Annotated in this window: 17 protein-coding genes; 5 read left to right on the forward strand and 12 right to left on the reverse strand. The window is 67.7% G+C overall.

The genetic code is table 11. The annotated features are described in order from the left end of the window. Nucleotides 1-18 precede the first annotated feature (18 nt). On the forward strand, nt 19-219 hold the full coding sequence (gene rpmI / locus JNJ68_RS11340; RefSeq protein ID WP_294982651.1) for a 50S ribosomal protein L35: 201 nt from the start codon (nt 19-21) through the stop codon (nt 217-219). Between the two features lie 12 nt (nt 220-231). After that, on the forward strand, nt 232-594 hold the full coding sequence (gene rplT / locus JNJ68_RS11345; RefSeq protein ID WP_294982488.1) for a 50S ribosomal protein L20: 363 nt from the start codon (nt 232-234) through the stop codon (nt 592-594). Nucleotides 595-770: 176 nt separating this feature from the next. On the opposite strand, the gene JNJ68_RS11350 is transcribed toward rplT, so the two are convergent. From JNJ68_RS11350 to rbfA, 4 genes are all read right to left on the reverse strand, one after another. Further along, a complete protein-coding gene (locus tag JNJ68_RS11350) occupies nt 771-1,553 on the reverse strand; it encodes a Stf0 family sulfotransferase (RefSeq protein ID WP_294982489.1) in 783 nt (260 codons plus the stop codon). A gap of 93 nt (nt 1,554-1,646) precedes the next feature. Further along, nucleotides 1,647-2,549, reverse strand: a complete 903-nt coding sequence (gene truB / locus JNJ68_RS11355; RefSeq protein ID WP_294982490.1) for a tRNA pseudouridine(55) synthase TruB — start codon at nt 2,547-2,549, stop codon at nt 1,647-1,649. A gap of 3 nt (nt 2,550-2,552) precedes the next feature. After that, nucleotides 2,553-3,275, reverse strand: a complete 723-nt coding sequence (locus tag JNJ68_RS11360) for a phosphodiester glycosidase family protein (protein WP_294982491.1) — start codon at nt 3,273-3,275, stop codon at nt 2,553-2,555. Continuing rightward, nucleotides 3,272-3,682: a 30S ribosome-binding factor RbfA gene (gene rbfA / locus JNJ68_RS11365; RefSeq protein ID WP_294982492.1), complete on the reverse strand. Its 411-nt coding sequence runs from the start codon at nt 3,680-3,682 to the stop codon at nt 3,272-3,274. The genes JNJ68_RS11360 and rbfA overlap by 4 nt, the downstream gene beginning before the upstream one ends. A gap of 96 nt (nt 3,683-3,778) precedes the next feature. Here rbfA and dapB point away from each other — a divergent pair, with 96 nt between their 5' ends. Further along, nucleotides 3,779-4,585, forward strand: a complete 807-nt coding sequence (dapB, locus tag JNJ68_RS11370) for a 4-hydroxy-tetrahydrodipicolinate reductase (protein WP_294982493.1) — start codon at nt 3,779-3,781, stop codon at nt 4,583-4,585. Nucleotides 4,586-4,784: 199 nt separating this feature from the next. Then, nucleotides 4,785-5,024: a hypothetical protein gene (locus JNJ68_RS11375; protein ID WP_294982494.1), complete on the forward strand. Its 240-nt coding sequence runs from the start codon at nt 4,785-4,787 to the stop codon at nt 5,022-5,024. A gap of 96 nt (nt 5,025-5,120) precedes the next feature. Here the strand turns inward: JNJ68_RS11375 and JNJ68_RS11380 are convergent, their stop codons facing one another. Further along, complete coding sequence (locus JNJ68_RS11380; RefSeq protein ID WP_294982495.1) at nt 5,121-5,291, reverse strand: DUF1674 domain-containing protein; 171 nt, start codon at nt 5,289-5,291, stop codon at nt 5,121-5,123. Nucleotides 5,292-5,359: 68 nt separating this feature from the next. Here JNJ68_RS11380 and JNJ68_RS11385 point away from each other — a divergent pair, with 68 nt between their 5' ends. Next, nucleotides 5,360-6,592, forward strand: a complete 1,233-nt coding sequence (locus tag JNJ68_RS11385; protein ID WP_294982496.1) for a transcription antitermination factor NusB — start codon at nt 5,360-5,362, stop codon at nt 6,590-6,592. Nucleotides 6,593-6,942: 350 nt separating this feature from the next. Here JNJ68_RS11385 and JNJ68_RS11390 read toward each other — a convergent pair whose 3' ends face one another. From JNJ68_RS11390 to mnmH, 7 genes are all read right to left on the reverse strand, one after another. Then, on the reverse strand, nt 6,943-8,142 hold the full coding sequence (locus JNJ68_RS11390) for a lytic murein transglycosylase (RefSeq protein ID WP_294982497.1): 1,200 nt from the start codon (nt 8,140-8,142) through the stop codon (nt 6,943-6,945). Between the two features lie 62 nt (nt 8,143-8,204). Then, entirely contained in the window at nt 8,205-10,436 is a 2,232-nt protein-coding gene (gene rnr / locus JNJ68_RS11395) for a ribonuclease R (protein WP_294982498.1), read from the reverse strand. Nucleotides 10,437-10,590: 154 nt separating this feature from the next. Further along, nucleotides 10,591-11,007, reverse strand: coding sequence for a GNAT family N-acetyltransferase (locus tag JNJ68_RS11400; protein ID WP_294982652.1), 417 nt, complete (start codon nt 11,005-11,007; stop codon nt 10,591-10,593). A 14-nt stretch (nt 11,008-11,021) separates the two neighbouring features. Next, a complete protein-coding gene (gene dapE / locus JNJ68_RS11405; protein WP_294982499.1) occupies nt 11,022-12,173 on the reverse strand; it encodes a succinyl-diaminopimelate desuccinylase in 1,152 nt (383 codons plus the stop codon). 85 nt (nt 12,174-12,258) lie between these two features. Next, a complete protein-coding gene (locus tag JNJ68_RS11410; RefSeq protein ID WP_294982500.1) occupies nt 12,259-12,600 on the reverse strand; it encodes a hypothetical protein in 342 nt (113 codons plus the stop codon). Between the two features lie 70 nt (nt 12,601-12,670). Next, nucleotides 12,671-13,723: a selenide, water dikinase SelD gene (selD, locus tag JNJ68_RS11415; RefSeq protein WP_294982501.1), complete on the reverse strand. Its 1,053-nt coding sequence runs from the start codon at nt 13,721-13,723 to the stop codon at nt 12,671-12,673. Further along, entirely contained in the window at nt 13,720-14,772 is a 1,053-nt protein-coding gene (gene mnmH / locus JNJ68_RS11420) for a tRNA 2-selenouridine(34) synthase MnmH (protein ID WP_294982502.1), read from the reverse strand. Before mnmH ends, selD begins: the two co-directional genes overlap by 4 nt. Between the last annotated feature and the right edge of the window lie 59 nt (nt 14,773-14,831).

Raw genomic sequence — 14,831 nt, forward strand, 5'->3', positions numbered from 1 at the left:
GAAACCACGGAGATGGAAATGCCCAAGATGAAGACCAAGTCGGCGGCGAAGAAGCGCTTCAGCTTCACGGCCTCCGGTCGGGTGAAGGCTGGCAACGCCGGCAAGCGCCACGGCATGATCAAGCGCACGGCGAAATTCGTCCGCAACTCGGCCGGGACCATGATCCTGTGCGAGAGCGATGCGAACATCGTCAAGAAATACATGCCCTACGACCGGTAAGGAGAGCACCCGATGTCCCGCGTTAAATCCGGCAAGGTGACGCACGCCCGTCACAAGAAGGTCATCAAGGCCGCCTCGGGCTACTATGCCGCCCGCTCCACCAACTTCCGCACCGCCACCCAGGCGGTCGACAAGGCCAACCAGTATGCGACCCGCGACCGCAAGGCCCGCAAGCGCAGCTTCCGCGCGCTGTGGATCCAGCGGATCAACGCCGCCGTGCGTCTGTTCGACGCCGAGATGACCTATTCGCGCCTGATCAACGGCCTGGCGAAAGCCGGGATCGAGGTCGACCGCAAGGTCCTCGCCGACCTCGCCGTGCACGAGCCCGAAGCGTTCAACGCCATCGCCGGCCAGGCGAAGGCCGCGCTGGTCTGAGGTTTCAGGCCGATTGAGTTTGGAAAAGGCCCTGCGGTGACGCGGGGCCTTTTGCTTTGTCTCGTGCCAGAGTGGGGCAACCATAGATTCAAGGATGGGTCGGGAAGCATCGCCCCGTACTGGATGCCACCAGATCGACGAGCGGCAGCTAGGCAGACCATTGCTTCCGGTTGCGTCTAGAGACCTTGCACCACCCCCCGACCGGCGGCGTCTGCCCGGAACCTTGCGATCCATTCGCGGCTGACCGCATCGGCGAGTTTCGCCACTCCTGGCGCCAGAGCGCCCGGTGAAGGCTTTGGAACCCCAAGTTCCTCACAGATCGCCAGTATCGCGGCGTCCGGACGTTCCGACAGAGTTTCGTAGGTAATCCTGAGCGGCTCGATTTTCTGCTCTGAGAACCACGACACCCATTTGGCATCATAGCTCGCCAGCTCGTCGAGTTTCGCTTTTATCCGAACGAAATCATACTCCGGCTCCTTCGAAGGACCCAGTCGCTCCAGCTCCGATCCATCCGGCGCTATATGCCACAGGCCGGTTTGCTCGGCCTTCACCATTGAAATGGCTTGGGCAAGCTTATCATGACGCGAGAGATGAACGTAGAGCACCCTGCCGAACGCCGCCTGTAAGCGCGCCTTGTCGGATGGCATGGCGGGGTGGACCTGATCGAGCATGGCCATCAGATCGGGCAGGCTCTCCCACATCAGTCGCAGACCAAATATCTTCGTCTGCCCGCGCCCGGCGGCAATGGTCGCCTTCAGATAGGCCGAAGAATGATCCGCAGTGCCCTTCCCCTCGCGCGGAGGCAGCCCCCATCGTTCAGCCCAGATCGGATCAACATCGTGCATAAAGAAAGAGTCCGGCTCCCCCGCAAAACGAGTCGAAGCGAGAAGATCGCAGAGCAGGGTGCTACCAGTCCGAGGAGTGCCGCAAATGATATAGCTATCGTAAGAAGCGCCCATTCTTTATCTCTTCGTGTGATCTCCGTCACACTAGGCTTGATGCTCGACTGTCCACAATGGGGCTCAAAACGGCATCTGGAGGTCGGCGCGGCCCTATCGGTTGAACACCCGGCTCGGGTGCAGCTCTCCACCCCGGTAATGCCCCACGGCCACCGCCTGCCCTTCCAGACTGGCCCAGCCCTCGGTGCCCCAATCTGCATGGCCCAGAACCTGCCCCGGATTGCCGTTCCGCAGCCGCACCGCACCCTCCGGCGTCGCCCGGAACTCTGGCAGGTCCTGCAACCCCAGCTCCAGCGGCAGCAGCCGCGCATCCAGCGCCTCGGTCTTCGCTTCGGCTTCAACCTGCTCCAGCGTCACACCCAGTTCCGCCCGGAACGGCCCAGACCACTCCCGCCGCAGCCAGGCCACATGCCCCAGGCACCCAAGCGCCGCCCCAAGGTCCCGCGCGATGGACCGGACATAGCCGCCCTTGCCGCAGACCATCTCCAGATCGACGTGATCCCCATCCGGGCGGCCCGTGACCACCAGCCGCTCCACCCACAGGGGCCGCGCCGCCAGCTCCATCGCCTCGCCCTCGCGCGCAAGGTCATAGGCCCGCTCGCCATCCACCTTCACCGCCGAATACTGTGGCGGCACCTGCAGGATCTCGCCCCTGAACGCCGCCAGCGCCGCCTCGATCTCCGCAGCCGTCGGGCGCATATCCGAAGTCGCGATCACCGCGCCCGAGGCGTCATCCGTCTCTGTCGCCGCCCCCAGCACCACCCGGAACCGATAGCACTTCAGCGCATCGGTGATCCAGGGGATGGTCTTCGTCGCCTCCCCCAGCGCCACGGCCAGCACCCCGGTCGCATCCGGGTCGAGCGTCCCCGCATGGCCCGCCTTCTGCGCCGAGAGCGCCCATTTCACCTTGTTCACTACCGCGGTGGAGGTGATCCCCGCCGGTTTGTCCACCACCAGCCAGCCGCTGACCGCCCGGCCCTTCTTGATCCGGCCCATGCGTCAGCCCTTCGGAACCACGGTGCCGACGATCGGCCCCATCGGAAAGCCCCCGTCATGCCGGGCGAGCGCAGGCGCATAAAGCCGCGAGATGTTGCCGTCGAAATAGAGCGCGTCCTTCAGCCCCAGTTCATCCCGGAAAAACCGCGCAAAGCTGTGAAAGTTCACCGCGTCGTTGGATATCGCGAAAACCGCCCGGCTTCCGTCCGCGCTGACCCCCACGCCATTGCGGACATACAGGCTGTCGCTGTCGGCCAGCAGCTTCGGGTGCAGTTTCCCATCGATCACCAGCATCGGCCCCGATTGCGTGGCATAGCGGCAGTCCGGCCTGGTCTTCTTGAAGGCCCGGCTCTCGATCACCCGGAAGCTGTCGCCGATGCAGAACACGCCATTCGGCAGCAGCCCGAAATTCCCCGGCCCGTCGCTGGTGATCAGCGGCGCGACCTCGACCCCGTCCTCGACATAAAGACCCACCGGCGCCAGGTCGCGATGGTACATCCCCGCGTTCATCGCGAAGCCCAGCGCCTTGCCCTCGGCCCCCAGCGCCTCATCCACGTTCTTGAAACTGCCATAGGCCCCGTCCGGCCCGGAGTGGAACAGCCGCAGGTCCTCGCCCGCCACGACCTCGCACAGCGAATAGGACGCCCCTTCGAACGTGGTATCCCGGCACTCCGCCGCCTCGACCGCCACCGGTGCCAGCAGCAGGGCCAATGCGAAAAGCCTCATTCCTCGCCGTCCGCAGCGTCAAGATCACGCTGCACCGAAGGGTCCGCGAACAGCCGCCGCGTCTCGTCCAGCCGGTCGAAGGTCTCGTCCGGGCGGAACCGCAGGTCGGGTGCGTATTTCAGCGTCAGTTCCGACGCCACCCGGTGCCGAAGCTCGGCCTTGTTGCGCGCCAGCGCCGCAATCGCATTCTCGACCGGCACCGAGCCCATCAGCGGCATCACATAGACCGTCGCCACCTTCAGATCGGGCGAGCAGGACACCTCGCCCACCGTGATCGACATGGCGTTCAGCTCCGGGTCGTGGATCTCGGCCCGGTTCAGCACGTCCGAAAGCGTGCGGCGGATCAGTTCCCCCACCCGAAGCTGGCGTTGCGACGGGCCGGACCCGGTGTTGAAGCGCTTGGACATGGCGTTCCCATATGCCCTTTCGCCCCCGCCCGCAACGCCGGGCTTCTCACGCCCGCGCGAACCGGCTAGGGAAGGGGCCAGACGGGGGACAAGGGCATGGATCAGCCGGGACTGGTAGTGACAGGGGCCTCGGGCCGCATGGGGCAGACGCTGATCGGCCTCGCCCAGGCCTCGGACAAGCTGCGCCTCGTGGGTTGTGTCGAACGCGCCGGCCACCCCTGGATCGGCCGCGACGTGGGCGAGGCGATGGGCGGCGCCCCCGTGGGCGTGAAAGTCACCGACGATGCGCTGGAGGCCTTCTCGAAAGCGCAAGCCGTGGTCGACTTCACCGCCCCCGCCGCCACCGTCGAATTCGCGGCGCTGGCCGCCCAGGCCCGCGCCGTCCATGTCATCGGCACCACCGGGCTGGAACCCCAGCACCTCGCAAAGATCGAAGCTGCCGCCCGCCATGCCGTGATCATCCGCGCCGGGAATATGTCGCTCGGTGTCAACCTCCTCACCCGCCTGACGCAGAAGGTCGCCGCCGCGCTGGACGCCGACTGGGACGTGGAGATCGTCGAGGCCCACCACCGCATGAAGGTCGACGCCCCCTCCGGCACAGCCTTGATGCTCGGCCAGGCCGCCGCCGAAGGCCGGGGCGTTGCGCTTGAGGACGCCAAGGTCTCCGGTCGCGACGGCATCACCGGCGCCCGTCCGAAGGGAGCCATCGGCTTCTCCGCCATCCGCGGCGGCGACATCGTCGGCGAGCATGACGTGATCTTCGCCGGCGAGGGCGAGCGCGTCATCCTGCGCCACATGGCCACCGACCGCGCCATCTTCGCCCGCGGTGCGCTCCGCGCCGCCCTCTGGGGCCAGGGGCAGAAGCCGGGCCAGTACGACATGATGGACGTGCTGGGGATCTGAGCGGGCGAACCTGACTGCGCTCGGCCTTCGACAAAGGACAAGGGGGAAGCGCCGCCTTTCGCCTGCGACAAGGCGCGCTTCGGACTGCGGCACCGGTAGGATCAAGCCTGAAGAATGTATTGTTTTCCAAATATTTCCATGATCTTGCCGTGATCGGCCGCGAAACCCGCCAGGCGATTCCCGCTGTCCAGGAGTTTACATGCGCTTCGTTCTTGCCCTGCCCATCGTTGCCCTCTCGGCCTGTGTCACCACGCCGGTGGTGTCCGACTACAACGGCGCCAGCGTCAAGCTGGTCGACTATGCTTCGGGAAAGACGCCCGAGAACCAGGCAGAGGCGACCCGCATCTGCAAGGCGGGGGGGAAACAGCGCGCCGAATATGCCTCGTCGTCCTACAACTCATATACCTATCAGTCGCAACACCTTTACCTGTGCCTCTAGCAAGTGCTGACACACCTTGGCGGCAACTCCGCCAAGGTGAATTTCGGGCGATGCCCACCCCGTAGAGTGTGCTACAGCGCACCACTCCGCCCGCAATCAGAAATCGACGGCCAGCCCCTTCTTCTCCCAGTCGCCATAGCGCACCGGCTCCGGCCCCTCGCGCCCGCCCAGCTCCTTCGGCAGCGGCGCCTTCGCTTCGGCGGCCTTCCGGCGCGCCTCGGCCTCGGCCAGAGCGCGTCTGGCGGCAGGTGCAAGGTCGTCATCCATCCTCGGGTTTCCTTGTGTGGCGTCACTTCCTGATATAGGCCGCATGCCGAACCAGCAAGGGAACGGCAATGGCCGAAGGCGTCGTGGCGCGCGCCACCGCAGTGGCAATCCTGGACGGCGTCCTCGGCGAAGGCCGGATGCTCTCCGATTTCTCCGGCGAGGGCCTCGCCCCCGCCGACCGCGCCCGTGCCCTGCGGCTGGCCGAGACCACTCTGCGCCACATCGAGCCTGCCGACAAACTTCTCGACAAGCACCTGCGGAAAGCGCCCCCCCTGACCGTCCGCAACACCCTGCGTCTCGCCGTGGTGGAACGCGCCCAAGGCGCCCCCGCGCATGGCGTGGTCAACGCGGCGGTGGAGATCACCCGCAAAGGCGGCAAGCGCACCGCCCATCTGGCGGGCCTCGTCAACGCCGTCCTCCGCGCCCTGCCCGAGACCATTGTCCTGCCGGTGCAGAAACTGCCGCGCTGGCTCCGCCAACCCCTCGTCCACGCCTATGGCCGCGACATCGTCACCGCCATCGAGGCCGTGCAGGCGCAGGAACCCCCGCTCGACCTCACCCTGCGCGAGGGTTTCCCCGCCCCCGAAGGCGACCTTCTCCCCACCGGCAGTCTGCGCCTGCGCAACCCCGGCCAGCTCTCCACCCTTCCCGGCTATGCCGACGGCGGCTGGTGGGTCCAGGACGCCGCCGCCGCTCTCCCTGCGCAACTCCTGCAACCGATGCCGGGAGAGCGCATCCTCGACCTCTGCGCCGCCCCCGGCGGCAAGACGCTGCAACTGGCGGCCAGCGGGGCAGATGTCACCGCCGTCGACATCTCGGCCCCCCGCATGACCCGCCTGCAAGCAAACCTCGCCCGCACCGGCCTGACCGCGACCCTCGTCACCGCCGACGCACTGCACTGGCAGCCCGAAGCTCCCTTCGACGCCGTGCTCCTCGACGCCCCCTGTTCGGCGACCGGCACCATCCGCCGCCACCCCGACCTGCCCTTCGTCAAGGACGGCAGCGACCTCCCCGCCCTCACCGCGCTGCAATCCCAACTGATCGACCGCGCCCTCACCTGGCTGAAGCCGGGAGGCCGCCTCGTCTTCTCCACCTGCTCGCTCCTGCCCGAGGAAGGCGAGGCCCAGCTCGCTGCCACCCTGACCCGCCACCCGAGCCTCACCGTGGAACGCGCCGATCTCCCCGGCATCCACCCGGACTGGTGGACCCCGGACGGCGCCCTCCGCCTCCGCCCCGACCACTGGGCCGAGCGGGGTGGCATGGACGGCTTCTTCCTCGCCCGCCTGCGCAAGCCCGGCTGACCCCGGCCAACCGCGCGCAACCGGGCAGGCGCAACCGGGTTGGCTCGACCTGATGCTCTTTCACCTGGTGACAAATATCCTCCGGGGGTTTGGGGGTGGAAAACCCCCAATGGCCCGAGCCGGTTGCGCGTTCTTCACGCGCAGAGGCGAGACAGAAGGCTTGCGCGCCAGCGCTCGATTCAGCAACCGTCCCAACCCGCGCAACGCCGGAAACCCCGGCGCTGCGGACCCCCGTGCGCGCCCTGTCCCCGCAAAGGGAAGGAGCCTGCGCCACAGATTAAGAAACCCCTAACGCCCGCAACCAACCCATTGATTCCAAAAGATCAACAGGTTTTTTCCACCGTGGACACCTACCGCAGAAACCCCAGCACCTCCAGCGAAGGATACCCGTCCGGAACGAGGCCCCGCGCCTTCTGGAACGCCTTCACCGCCGCCACCGTCTTCGGCCCCATCCGCCCGTCCACCCCGCCCGGATCGAACCCGGCGCGGCCCAGCAGCTCCTGCAACTCCCGCCGCTCCGCCAGCGTCAGCGCCCTGAGCTCGCGCGGCCAGCCATGCCGGATCGCCGGGCCGTCCGCCAGCCGGTCCGACAGCGACCCGATCGCCACCACATAGGCGTCCGCCGTGTTGTACTTCTCGATCACCTGGAAGTTCGGCCAGATCAGGAAAGCCGCCCCCCGATGCCCCCCCGGCAGCAGGATCGACCCCGGCCCGTGATCCGGCAGGTCCGCCCCGCCGACCAGCCGCACCCCCATCGCCTGCCAGTCGGCCACAGGCTTCACCACCCGCTCGGTGGACTGGTCATAGTCGAACCCCGCGGGCAGCGTCACCTCCACCCCCCAGGGCTGGCCCTTCACCCAGCCCCAATACCGCAGGTAATTCGCCGTCGAGGCCAGCGCATCCGCCGGGTCATCCCCCCACAGGTTCTTCTTCCCGTCCCCGTCGAAATCGACCGCGAACTTCTCCCAGCTGGACGGCATGAACTGCGTGTGCCCGCTCGCCCCCGCCCAGGACCCCTCGAACCGCTCCACATGCCCGCCTTCGACGATCTTCAAGGCGGCAATGAGCTCCGCCTCGAAGAAGGCCCCCCGCCGCCCCTCATAGGCCAGCGTCGCCAAGGACCCCAGCACCGGCAGATCGCCCCGGTAGGTGCCATAGGCGCTCTCCAGCCCCCAGACCGCCGCGACGACCTCCTTCTTCACCCCGTAGTCCGCCTCGATCCGCTCCAGCAGCGCGCGGTTCTTCTCGATCGCCTTCAGCCCCAGGGCCACCCGGTCCTCGGACACGGCCGTATCAAGATAGTCCCAGATCGTCTTCGAGAATTCGTTCTGGTTCCGGTCGCGCTCCACGACCTTCGGGTTGAACTCCACTCCCCGCATCACGGCGTCGAAGGTAGATGCCGAAATGCCAGCAGCAATGGCGCGGGGCCGGAACCCCACCACCCAGGCATCAAGCCCCGCCTGCGTTCCCATCTCCACCTCCACGCCATCCACCGGATCAGGCAGGATCGTTTGCCCTTGTGCGGTCGAAAGACCAAGAACAACGCCCATGCCGGGCGCGACCAGAATCCTTCGAAGGATTTTGCAAGGCTTTTCGAAAGGTCTTGCGCCCCTCATCTCCGCTTGCGCACCAGCCGCCGCTTCGCCGCCGCCTGCGCGGGCTTCCGGGGCTGATACTTCCCACCCTTCCGCTTAGGCGGTCGCACGACCGCCCCTTCCACCGACAGAAGCTCCAGGATCAGCCCGCCCGTCACCGGCACCGCCTCGGACAGCCGCACCACCACCTTCTGCCCGATCCCGAGCACCAGCCCCGTCTCCGAGCCCATCAGCGTCTGGCTGCCCTCGTCATACTGGAAATACTCCCGCCCCAGCGCCCGGATCGGGATCAGCCCGTCCGCCCCGGTCTCGTCCAGCCGGACGAAGACCCCGAAGCGCTGCACCCCGGAAATCCGCCCCGCGAACTCCGCGCCCACCCGGTCCGCCAGATAGGCGGCGAGATAGCGGTCCGTCGTGTCCCGCTCTGCCGCCATGCTGCGCCGCTCGGCCTCCGAGATCAGCTTGCCGGTCTCCTCCAGGTTCTCCTCGTCCCACGCACTCAGCCCGTCCTTCCCCCAGCCATGCGCCGAGATCAGCGCGCGGTGGACGATCAGGTCGGAATAGCGCCGGATCGGGCTGGTGAAATGGGCATAGTTCCGCAAGGCCAGCCCGAAATGACCGAAATTCTCCGGGTGGTAATAGGCCTGGGTCATCGACCTCAAGGTGGACAGGTTGATCAGCTCGTCGAACTCTGTCCCCTGCGCCTGGGACAAGAGCCGGTTCAAGTGCTTGGTCTGCAGGACCTGCCCCTTGGCCAGCGTCATCCCCGCCCCCTCGGCCACCTCGCGCAGGCCCTCCAGCTTCAAGGGCGAGGGTTCCTCGTGCACCCGGAACAGCAAGGGCCGCTTCAGCCGGATCAACTCCTCCGCCGCCGCAACATTGGCGAGGATCATGAATTCCTCGATCAGCTTGTGCGCCGCGAGCCGCTCCTTGAAGGCGACCGAGCTCACGCGGCCCTCTTCATCCAGCTCGATCTTCCGCTCCGGCAGCTCAAGGTCCAGCGGCTGCCGCAACTCCCGAGCCCGGTTCAACGCGGCATAGGCGGCATACAAGGGCTTCAGCACCGGCTCCAGCAAAGGCGCGGTCTTGTCATCCGGCGCGCCATCCACCACCGCCTGCACCTGCGCATAATGCAGCGAGCCGACCGAGCGCATCATCCCCCGCACGAAGCGGTGGCTGCGCTTTGCGCCCGCTGCGTCGATCACCATCCGCACCGCGAGGCAGGCGCGATCCACCCCCTCGTGCAGCGAACAGAGATCGCCCGACAGGATGTCCGGCAGCATCGGCACCACGCGGTCAGGGAAATAGGTCGAATTGCCCCGCTTGCGCGCCTCGCGGTCCAGTGCGCTGCCGGGAGTGACGAAATGTGCCACATCGGCGATCGCAACCCAGATCGCGAAGCCGCCGATATTGCCGGGGTCGGTATCCGCCTCTGCATAGACCGCGTCATCCCGGTCGCGCGCATCCACCGGGTCGATGGTGACAAGCGGCAACTCGCGCAGGTCCTCGCGGCCCGCCATGCCCACCGGCTCGGCCCGGTCGGCCTCGGCGATCACCGCGTCCGGGAACACGTCCGGGATGCCATGCTGGTGGATGGCGATCAGGCTCGCCGCCCGCGGCCCGGCAGGATCGCCCAGCCGCGCCACGACCTGCGCCGCCGGAAGGCCCAGCCGTCGGCCGCCGACGGCCTCGGCTTCCACCAGTTCCCCATCCTTCGCGCCCATCGTCATGTCGGTCGAGACGCGCCACTCCTTGTCGTCGCCCTTCTCGACCGGCACGATCCTGGCTCCTTGCGAGCCAAGCCGGAAAACCCCCAGCACCTTGCGCGGGTTCGAGCCCAGCCGCCGGATCAGCCGAGCCTCATAGGCGTAGTCGTCCAGATCGACCTTGCTGAGCCGCGCCAGAATGCGATCCCCGGCCCCCAAGGCCGGATCGCCCTTCTTCGGAATGACCAGAATGCGCGGCCCCTCGTCCACGCCCTCTTCCAGCGGTTTGGCATACAAATCGCCTGCCGCATCCGGAGGCAGCACCTGCAACACCGCCACCGGGGGCAGCACCCCCGGCTCGCGGAAGCGGCGGGCGGATTTCTCCACCACGCCTTCATCCTCAAGTTCGCGCAAGAGGCGCTTCAGCTCGATCCGCGCATCGCCCTTGATGCCGAAGGCCTTGGCAATGTCGCGCTTGGCCGAAAGGCCGGGGTTTTCGGAAATCCACTGGCGGATTTCATCCTTGGAGGGCAATGGTTTCATGGCGCAGACCTAGCACGCCGGGCCAGACAAGACTACCCGACAGGGCTTTCACCTGGCACGAAATATCCCCGCCGGAGGCCCCCGAGGAGAAGCGCGCAAGCGCGCCGACGAGAGGAAAGACTTGCGCGTCAGCGCTCCACTTGAAAACCGCCGGTCACAAGGCGCGGCGCATGTGCCGGTGCAGGATGCCGGCGTCCAGGAATTCCTCGCCTTCGACAGAGAAGCCCAGCTTTTCGTAGAACCCGGTGGCATGGCTCTGCGAGCCGAGATAGGCCTCGCTGATCCCCGACTGCCGCCGCAACTCCTCCAGCGCGGCAAGGATCAGCGCCTCGCCAAGGCCGATGCCCCGCGCTTCCGGCAGCACGCAGACCCGCCCGATCTTGCCCACGGCGCCGTTCATCAGGATCCGCGCCGTGCCGACCGGGCAATCCCCGTCCCAGGCCAGAAGGTGAATGGCCTTGCCATCCAGCCCGTCCACCTCCTCCGCCTGGCTCACGCCCTGCTCGTCGATGAACACCACCTTGCGCAGGGCCTGGCAGGTCGGGATGTCTCGCGTCACCTCGATGCGGATCGGATCGGGGCGGCTCACGCGAAATACTCCTGCAGGATACGGGCGTAGATCGCCTTCAGCTGGTCGATCTGGGCGACCTCCACCCGCTCGTTCACCTGGTGCATGGTCTTGCCGACCAGCCCGAACTCGATCACCGGGCAATGGTCCTTGATGAAGCGCGCATCCGAGGTGCCGCCAGAGGTCGAGGCCACCGGCTTCCGCCCCGTCTCGGCCTGTACCGCCTTCGCCACCATCGCCGACAAGTCCCCCGGCGGGGTCAGAAAGCTTTCGCCCGAGACGCTGATCTTCAGCCGGATGTCCGTACCCGTCGCCTCTGCCACCGCTTCCGCCTCGTGCCGCAGCCAGGCCGACAAAGTGTCGCCCGAATGCGTGTCGTTGAAGCGGATGTTGATCCGGGCCGTGGCCTTGGCCGGAATGACGTTCCCCGCCGGATTGCCGCAGTCGATGGTGGTGATCGCCAGCGTCGAAGGATCGAAATGCTGCGTCCCCCGGTCCAGGGGCTCCGCCTCCAGCCGCGCCAGAAGCTTCACCATCGCCGAGAGCGGGTTCTTCGCCCGGTGCGGATAGGCCGAATGCCCCTGCACCCCCTCGACCGCGATATCGCAGGTCAGCGAGCCGCGGCGACCGATCTTCATCATGTCGCCCATCTCGTGCGGGCAGGTGGGTTCGCCCACCAGGCAATGCGTCATCCGCTCGCCGTTGAAGGCCATCCAGTCCAGGATCGCCACCGTCCCGTCCTTGCCCTCGCCCTCCTCGTCGCCGGTGATCGCGATGATCACCGCGCCGTCGGGCGGCGTCTCGCGCACGAAATCCGCCGCCGCCGCGACAAAGGCCGCCACGCCCGATTTCATGTCGCAGGCGCCCCGGCCGTACATGAACCCGTCGCGGATCTCGGCTCCGAAGGGATCGTAAGTCCAGGCCTCGGCATCGCCCACCGGCACCACGTCGGTATGCCCGTTGAAGCCGAAGGCCTTGTTCGCCCCCGCCTTGCCCCAGCGCGCATAGAGGTTGGCGATCCCCCCCCGGTCCACCCGGGTGCAGGCGAAGCCCGCCTTGCCCAGCACGGCTTCCAGAAGCGTGATCGCCCCGCCTTCCTCTGGCGTGACAGAGGGGCAGCGGATCAGCTTGGCGGTCAGTTCCACCGGGTCTACGGGATCGAAGGGCATCGTCGGGTCCAGGTTCGGGCGCTGGTGATCCCTAACCGCTTGGGCGCGTGCCTGCAACCGCAAGGCGTGTGGGTGCGTCGCTGCGTCAGTCGAAGAACGGCGTCATCTCGGCGACGATCACCGAATTCTCCTCGAGCGCCCGCTGCATCAGCGCCTGCTCCGCCTCGTCGATCTCGTCGCCCGCCTTCAGCCGTTCCTCCAGCGTGCCCAGTCCTTGCACCTCCAGCGGCGACAGGTCGGCCTCCTTCAGGATCGCCACCGTCTCCCGAACGGCTTCCGCCTCGTCCACGCCCGAGGCATAGCACAGAAGCGCCGCCCCTGTGGCCTTGGGGGGCAAACCGTCGCCTTCCTTGCGGCCAACCTCGACGATCAGGGAATAGACCTGCTGCGGCCGCTTTTCCTTCTTCGGGGTGTCATCCTCGGCCATGTCCGCATCCTTTCGGGCATCGCCGCAGAGATGACAGGCCGCAGCCCATCATGCAAGCCGACGCCCGTTGTCAGAGCCTCAAGCGGGGCGCCTGCGAGGCTGGGCCGACCCCGCCCACCACGGCAGCGGCGTCAAAGCCATGCGCGGCAAACAGCGCCAGCACCTCGCCCACCGTCTCCGGCGCGCAGGCGACCAGAAGCCCCCCAGCCGTCTGCGGATCGGTCAACAGCGCGCGCGCCTGCGCGGCGAACCCGTCCGGCAGCACCACCTCGGCGCCGTAGCTGGCCCAGTTGCGACCCGACGCACCGGTGACGCAGCCCTGCTCCACCAGTGCAGCCATTCCCGGCAAGAGCGGCACCTCGGCCCAGTCGAGACGCACGTCGCAGCCCGCGCCCCGCGCCATCTCCAGCGCGTGCCCCGCCAGACCGAAGCCGGTCACGTCGGTCAGCGCATGGACCCCCGGCAAGGCCGCAAGGTCCGGTCCGGGCGTGTTCAGCTTCGTCGTCGCGGCGATCATCGCGGCATAGCCCTCTGCCCCGAGCGCGCCCTTCTTCAGTGCGGCGGACATGATGCCCACGCCAAGGGGCTTGCCCAGCACCAGCACATCGCCGGGCTCTGCCCCCGCGTTCTTCTTCACCAGCGAAGGGTCGACCAGCCCCAGCGCGACCAGGCCATAAATCGGCTCGACCGAATCGATGGTATGGCCGCCCGCGATGGGAATGCCCGCCGCACGGCAGACCTCGGCCCCGCCTTCCAGGATGCGGCCGATGGTTTCCACCGACAGCACGTTGATCGGCATTCCCACCACGGCCAGAGCCAGGATTGGCGTCCCGCCCATCGCGTAGACGTCCGAAATCGCATTGGTCGCGGCGATGCGGCCGAAATCATGGGGGTCGTCCACGATGGGCATGAAGAAATCCGTCGTCGCCACCAGCGCCTGCCGGTCGTTCAGCCGGTAGACAGCGGCATCGTCCGAAGTCTCGATCCCGACCAGCAGCGCCTCGGGCACCGGCAGGGCCGCCGTGCCGCGCAGGATGCCCGACAGCACGCCGGGCGCGATCTTGCAGCCGCAGCCGCCGCCATGGGAGAGCGAGGTCAGGCGAGGTTCTTCGGCGGCGCTCATGCGGGGGCTCCTGTCAGGCGGGGAAGGGTGTCGGCCAGCCGGTCGGCCAGCGCGGGCAGGTCGGTCAGGTCACATTCCAGCGGTGTCACCGGAACGGCGATCCGCGCGCGGTGGCGGGCATAGCGCGGGTCGTAATGGTGCTGCATCAACTCGTCCGCCAGCGCGGCGAATGCGCCTGCCCCGGCCAGAGCCTGCCAGTCCTCGATCCGCTCTTTCGGATGCCAGGGCCGCAGCTTGTCAATGGTGGCGGCCAGCCGGGCCGGGTCAGTCGTCACATCGGCATAGGCCCGCGTCAGATAGTTCGCCCGCGCCGCCCGTGGCACTTCCAGCGCCAGCCGGGGGGCCCGGCACATCGCCTGCCACAGCCGCGTCGGCAGGCCCAAGCCGCCCACCTTGGCACTTTCCGCCTCCACCACCACCGGGCGCGCGGGGTCCAGCGCCGCCATCGCCAGCGCCAGCCGCGCCTCGAACGCCTTCTGCGACGGCTGCTCGCCCATCGCCCCGAAGAGCGAGCCGCGATGCTGCGCCATCCCCTCCAGGTCCAGCACCTGCATTCCCCGGGCGGGCAGCAGGTTCAGCAGTTCGGTCTTGGCCGACCCGGTATTGCCGTCCAGCACCACCACCTTGCAGGGGAACGGCGCCTCGTGCAGCGCCCGGACCACCAGCCCGCGCCAGGCCTTGTAACCGCCCGCCAGGGTCTCCACCCGCCAGCCGACCTGCGACAGGATCAGCGCGAAGGACCCCGACCTCTGCCCGCCGCGCCAGCAGTAGACCAGCGGCCGCCAGCCCCCACCCTTGCCCGCCAGCGGTCCTTGCAGGTGCCGCGCCACGTTCTCTGCCACCAGCGCCGCGCCCAGCTTGCGCGCGTCGAAGGGCGAGACCTGCTTGTAGATCGTGCCCACCCGGGCGCGTTCGGCATCGTTCAGCACCGGCAGGCTGATCGCGTCGGGCAGGTGATCTTCGGCAAATTCGGCAGGGGCGCGGGCGTCGATGATGTCATCGAAGCCCATCGCGGCCAGGTCGGTCAGCGCGGAAAGGGTGATCGCCATTCCCAAGGGATATCGCGCCAGCACGGCGGCGGGAAGGCCCGTCCGCCCGCGCCCGCAGC

Source organism: Tabrizicola sp., from assembly GCF_016793705.1.
Classification (GTDB): Bacteria; Pseudomonadota; Alphaproteobacteria; order Rhodobacterales; family Rhodobacteraceae; genus Tabrizicola.

Coding starts and splice junctions, on each gene's coding strand:
- rpmI (WP_294982651.1), top strand. CDS start 19: ATGCCCAAGATGAAGACCAAGTCGGCGGCGAAGAAGCGCTTCAGCTTC.
- rplT (WP_294982488.1), top strand. CDS start 232: ATGTCCCGCGTTAAATCCGGCAAGGTGACGCACGCCCGTCACAAGAAG.
- JNJ68_RS11350 (WP_294982489.1), bottom strand. CDS start 1,553: ATGGGCGCTTCTTACGATAGCTATATCATTTGCGGCACTCCTCGGACT.
- truB (WP_294982490.1), bottom strand. CDS start 2,549: ATGGGCCGGATCAAGAAGGGCCGGGCGGTCAGCGGCTGGCTGGTGGTG.
- JNJ68_RS11360 (WP_294982491.1), bottom strand. CDS start 3,275: ATGAGGCTTTTCGCATTGGCCCTGCTGCTGGCACCGGTGGCGGTCGAG.
- rbfA (WP_294982492.1), bottom strand. CDS start 3,682: ATGTCCAAGCGCTTCAACACCGGGTCCGGCCCGTCGCAACGCCAGCTT.
- dapB (WP_294982493.1), top strand. CDS start 3,779: ATGGATCAGCCGGGACTGGTAGTGACAGGGGCCTCGGGCCGCATGGGG.
- JNJ68_RS11375 (WP_294982494.1), top strand. CDS start 4,785: ATGCGCTTCGTTCTTGCCCTGCCCATCGTTGCCCTCTCGGCCTGTGTC.
- JNJ68_RS11380 (WP_294982495.1), bottom strand. CDS start 5,291: ATGGATGACGACCTTGCACCTGCCGCCAGACGCGCTCTGGCCGAGGCC.
- JNJ68_RS11385 (WP_294982496.1), top strand. CDS start 5,360: ATGGCCGAAGGCGTCGTGGCGCGCGCCACCGCAGTGGCAATCCTGGAC.
- JNJ68_RS11390 (WP_294982497.1), bottom strand. CDS start 8,142: ATGGGCGTTGTTCTTGGTCTTTCGACCGCACAAGGGCAAACGATCCTG.
- rnr (WP_294982498.1), bottom strand. CDS start 10,436: ATGAAACCATTGCCCTCCAAGGATGAAATCCGCCAGTGGATTTCCGAA.
- dapE (WP_294982499.1), bottom strand. CDS start 12,173: ATGCCCTTCGATCCCGTAGACCCGGTGGAACTGACCGCCAAGCTGATC.
- JNJ68_RS11410 (WP_294982500.1), bottom strand. CDS start 12,600: ATGGCCGAGGATGACACCCCGAAGAAGGAAAAGCGGCCGCAGCAGGTC.
- selD (WP_294982501.1), bottom strand. CDS start 13,723: ATGAGCGCCGCCGAAGAACCTCGCCTGACCTCGCTCTCCCATGGCGGC.
- mnmH (WP_294982502.1), bottom strand. CDS start 14,772: ATGGCGATCACCCTTTCCGCGCTGACCGACCTGGCCGCGATGGGCTTC.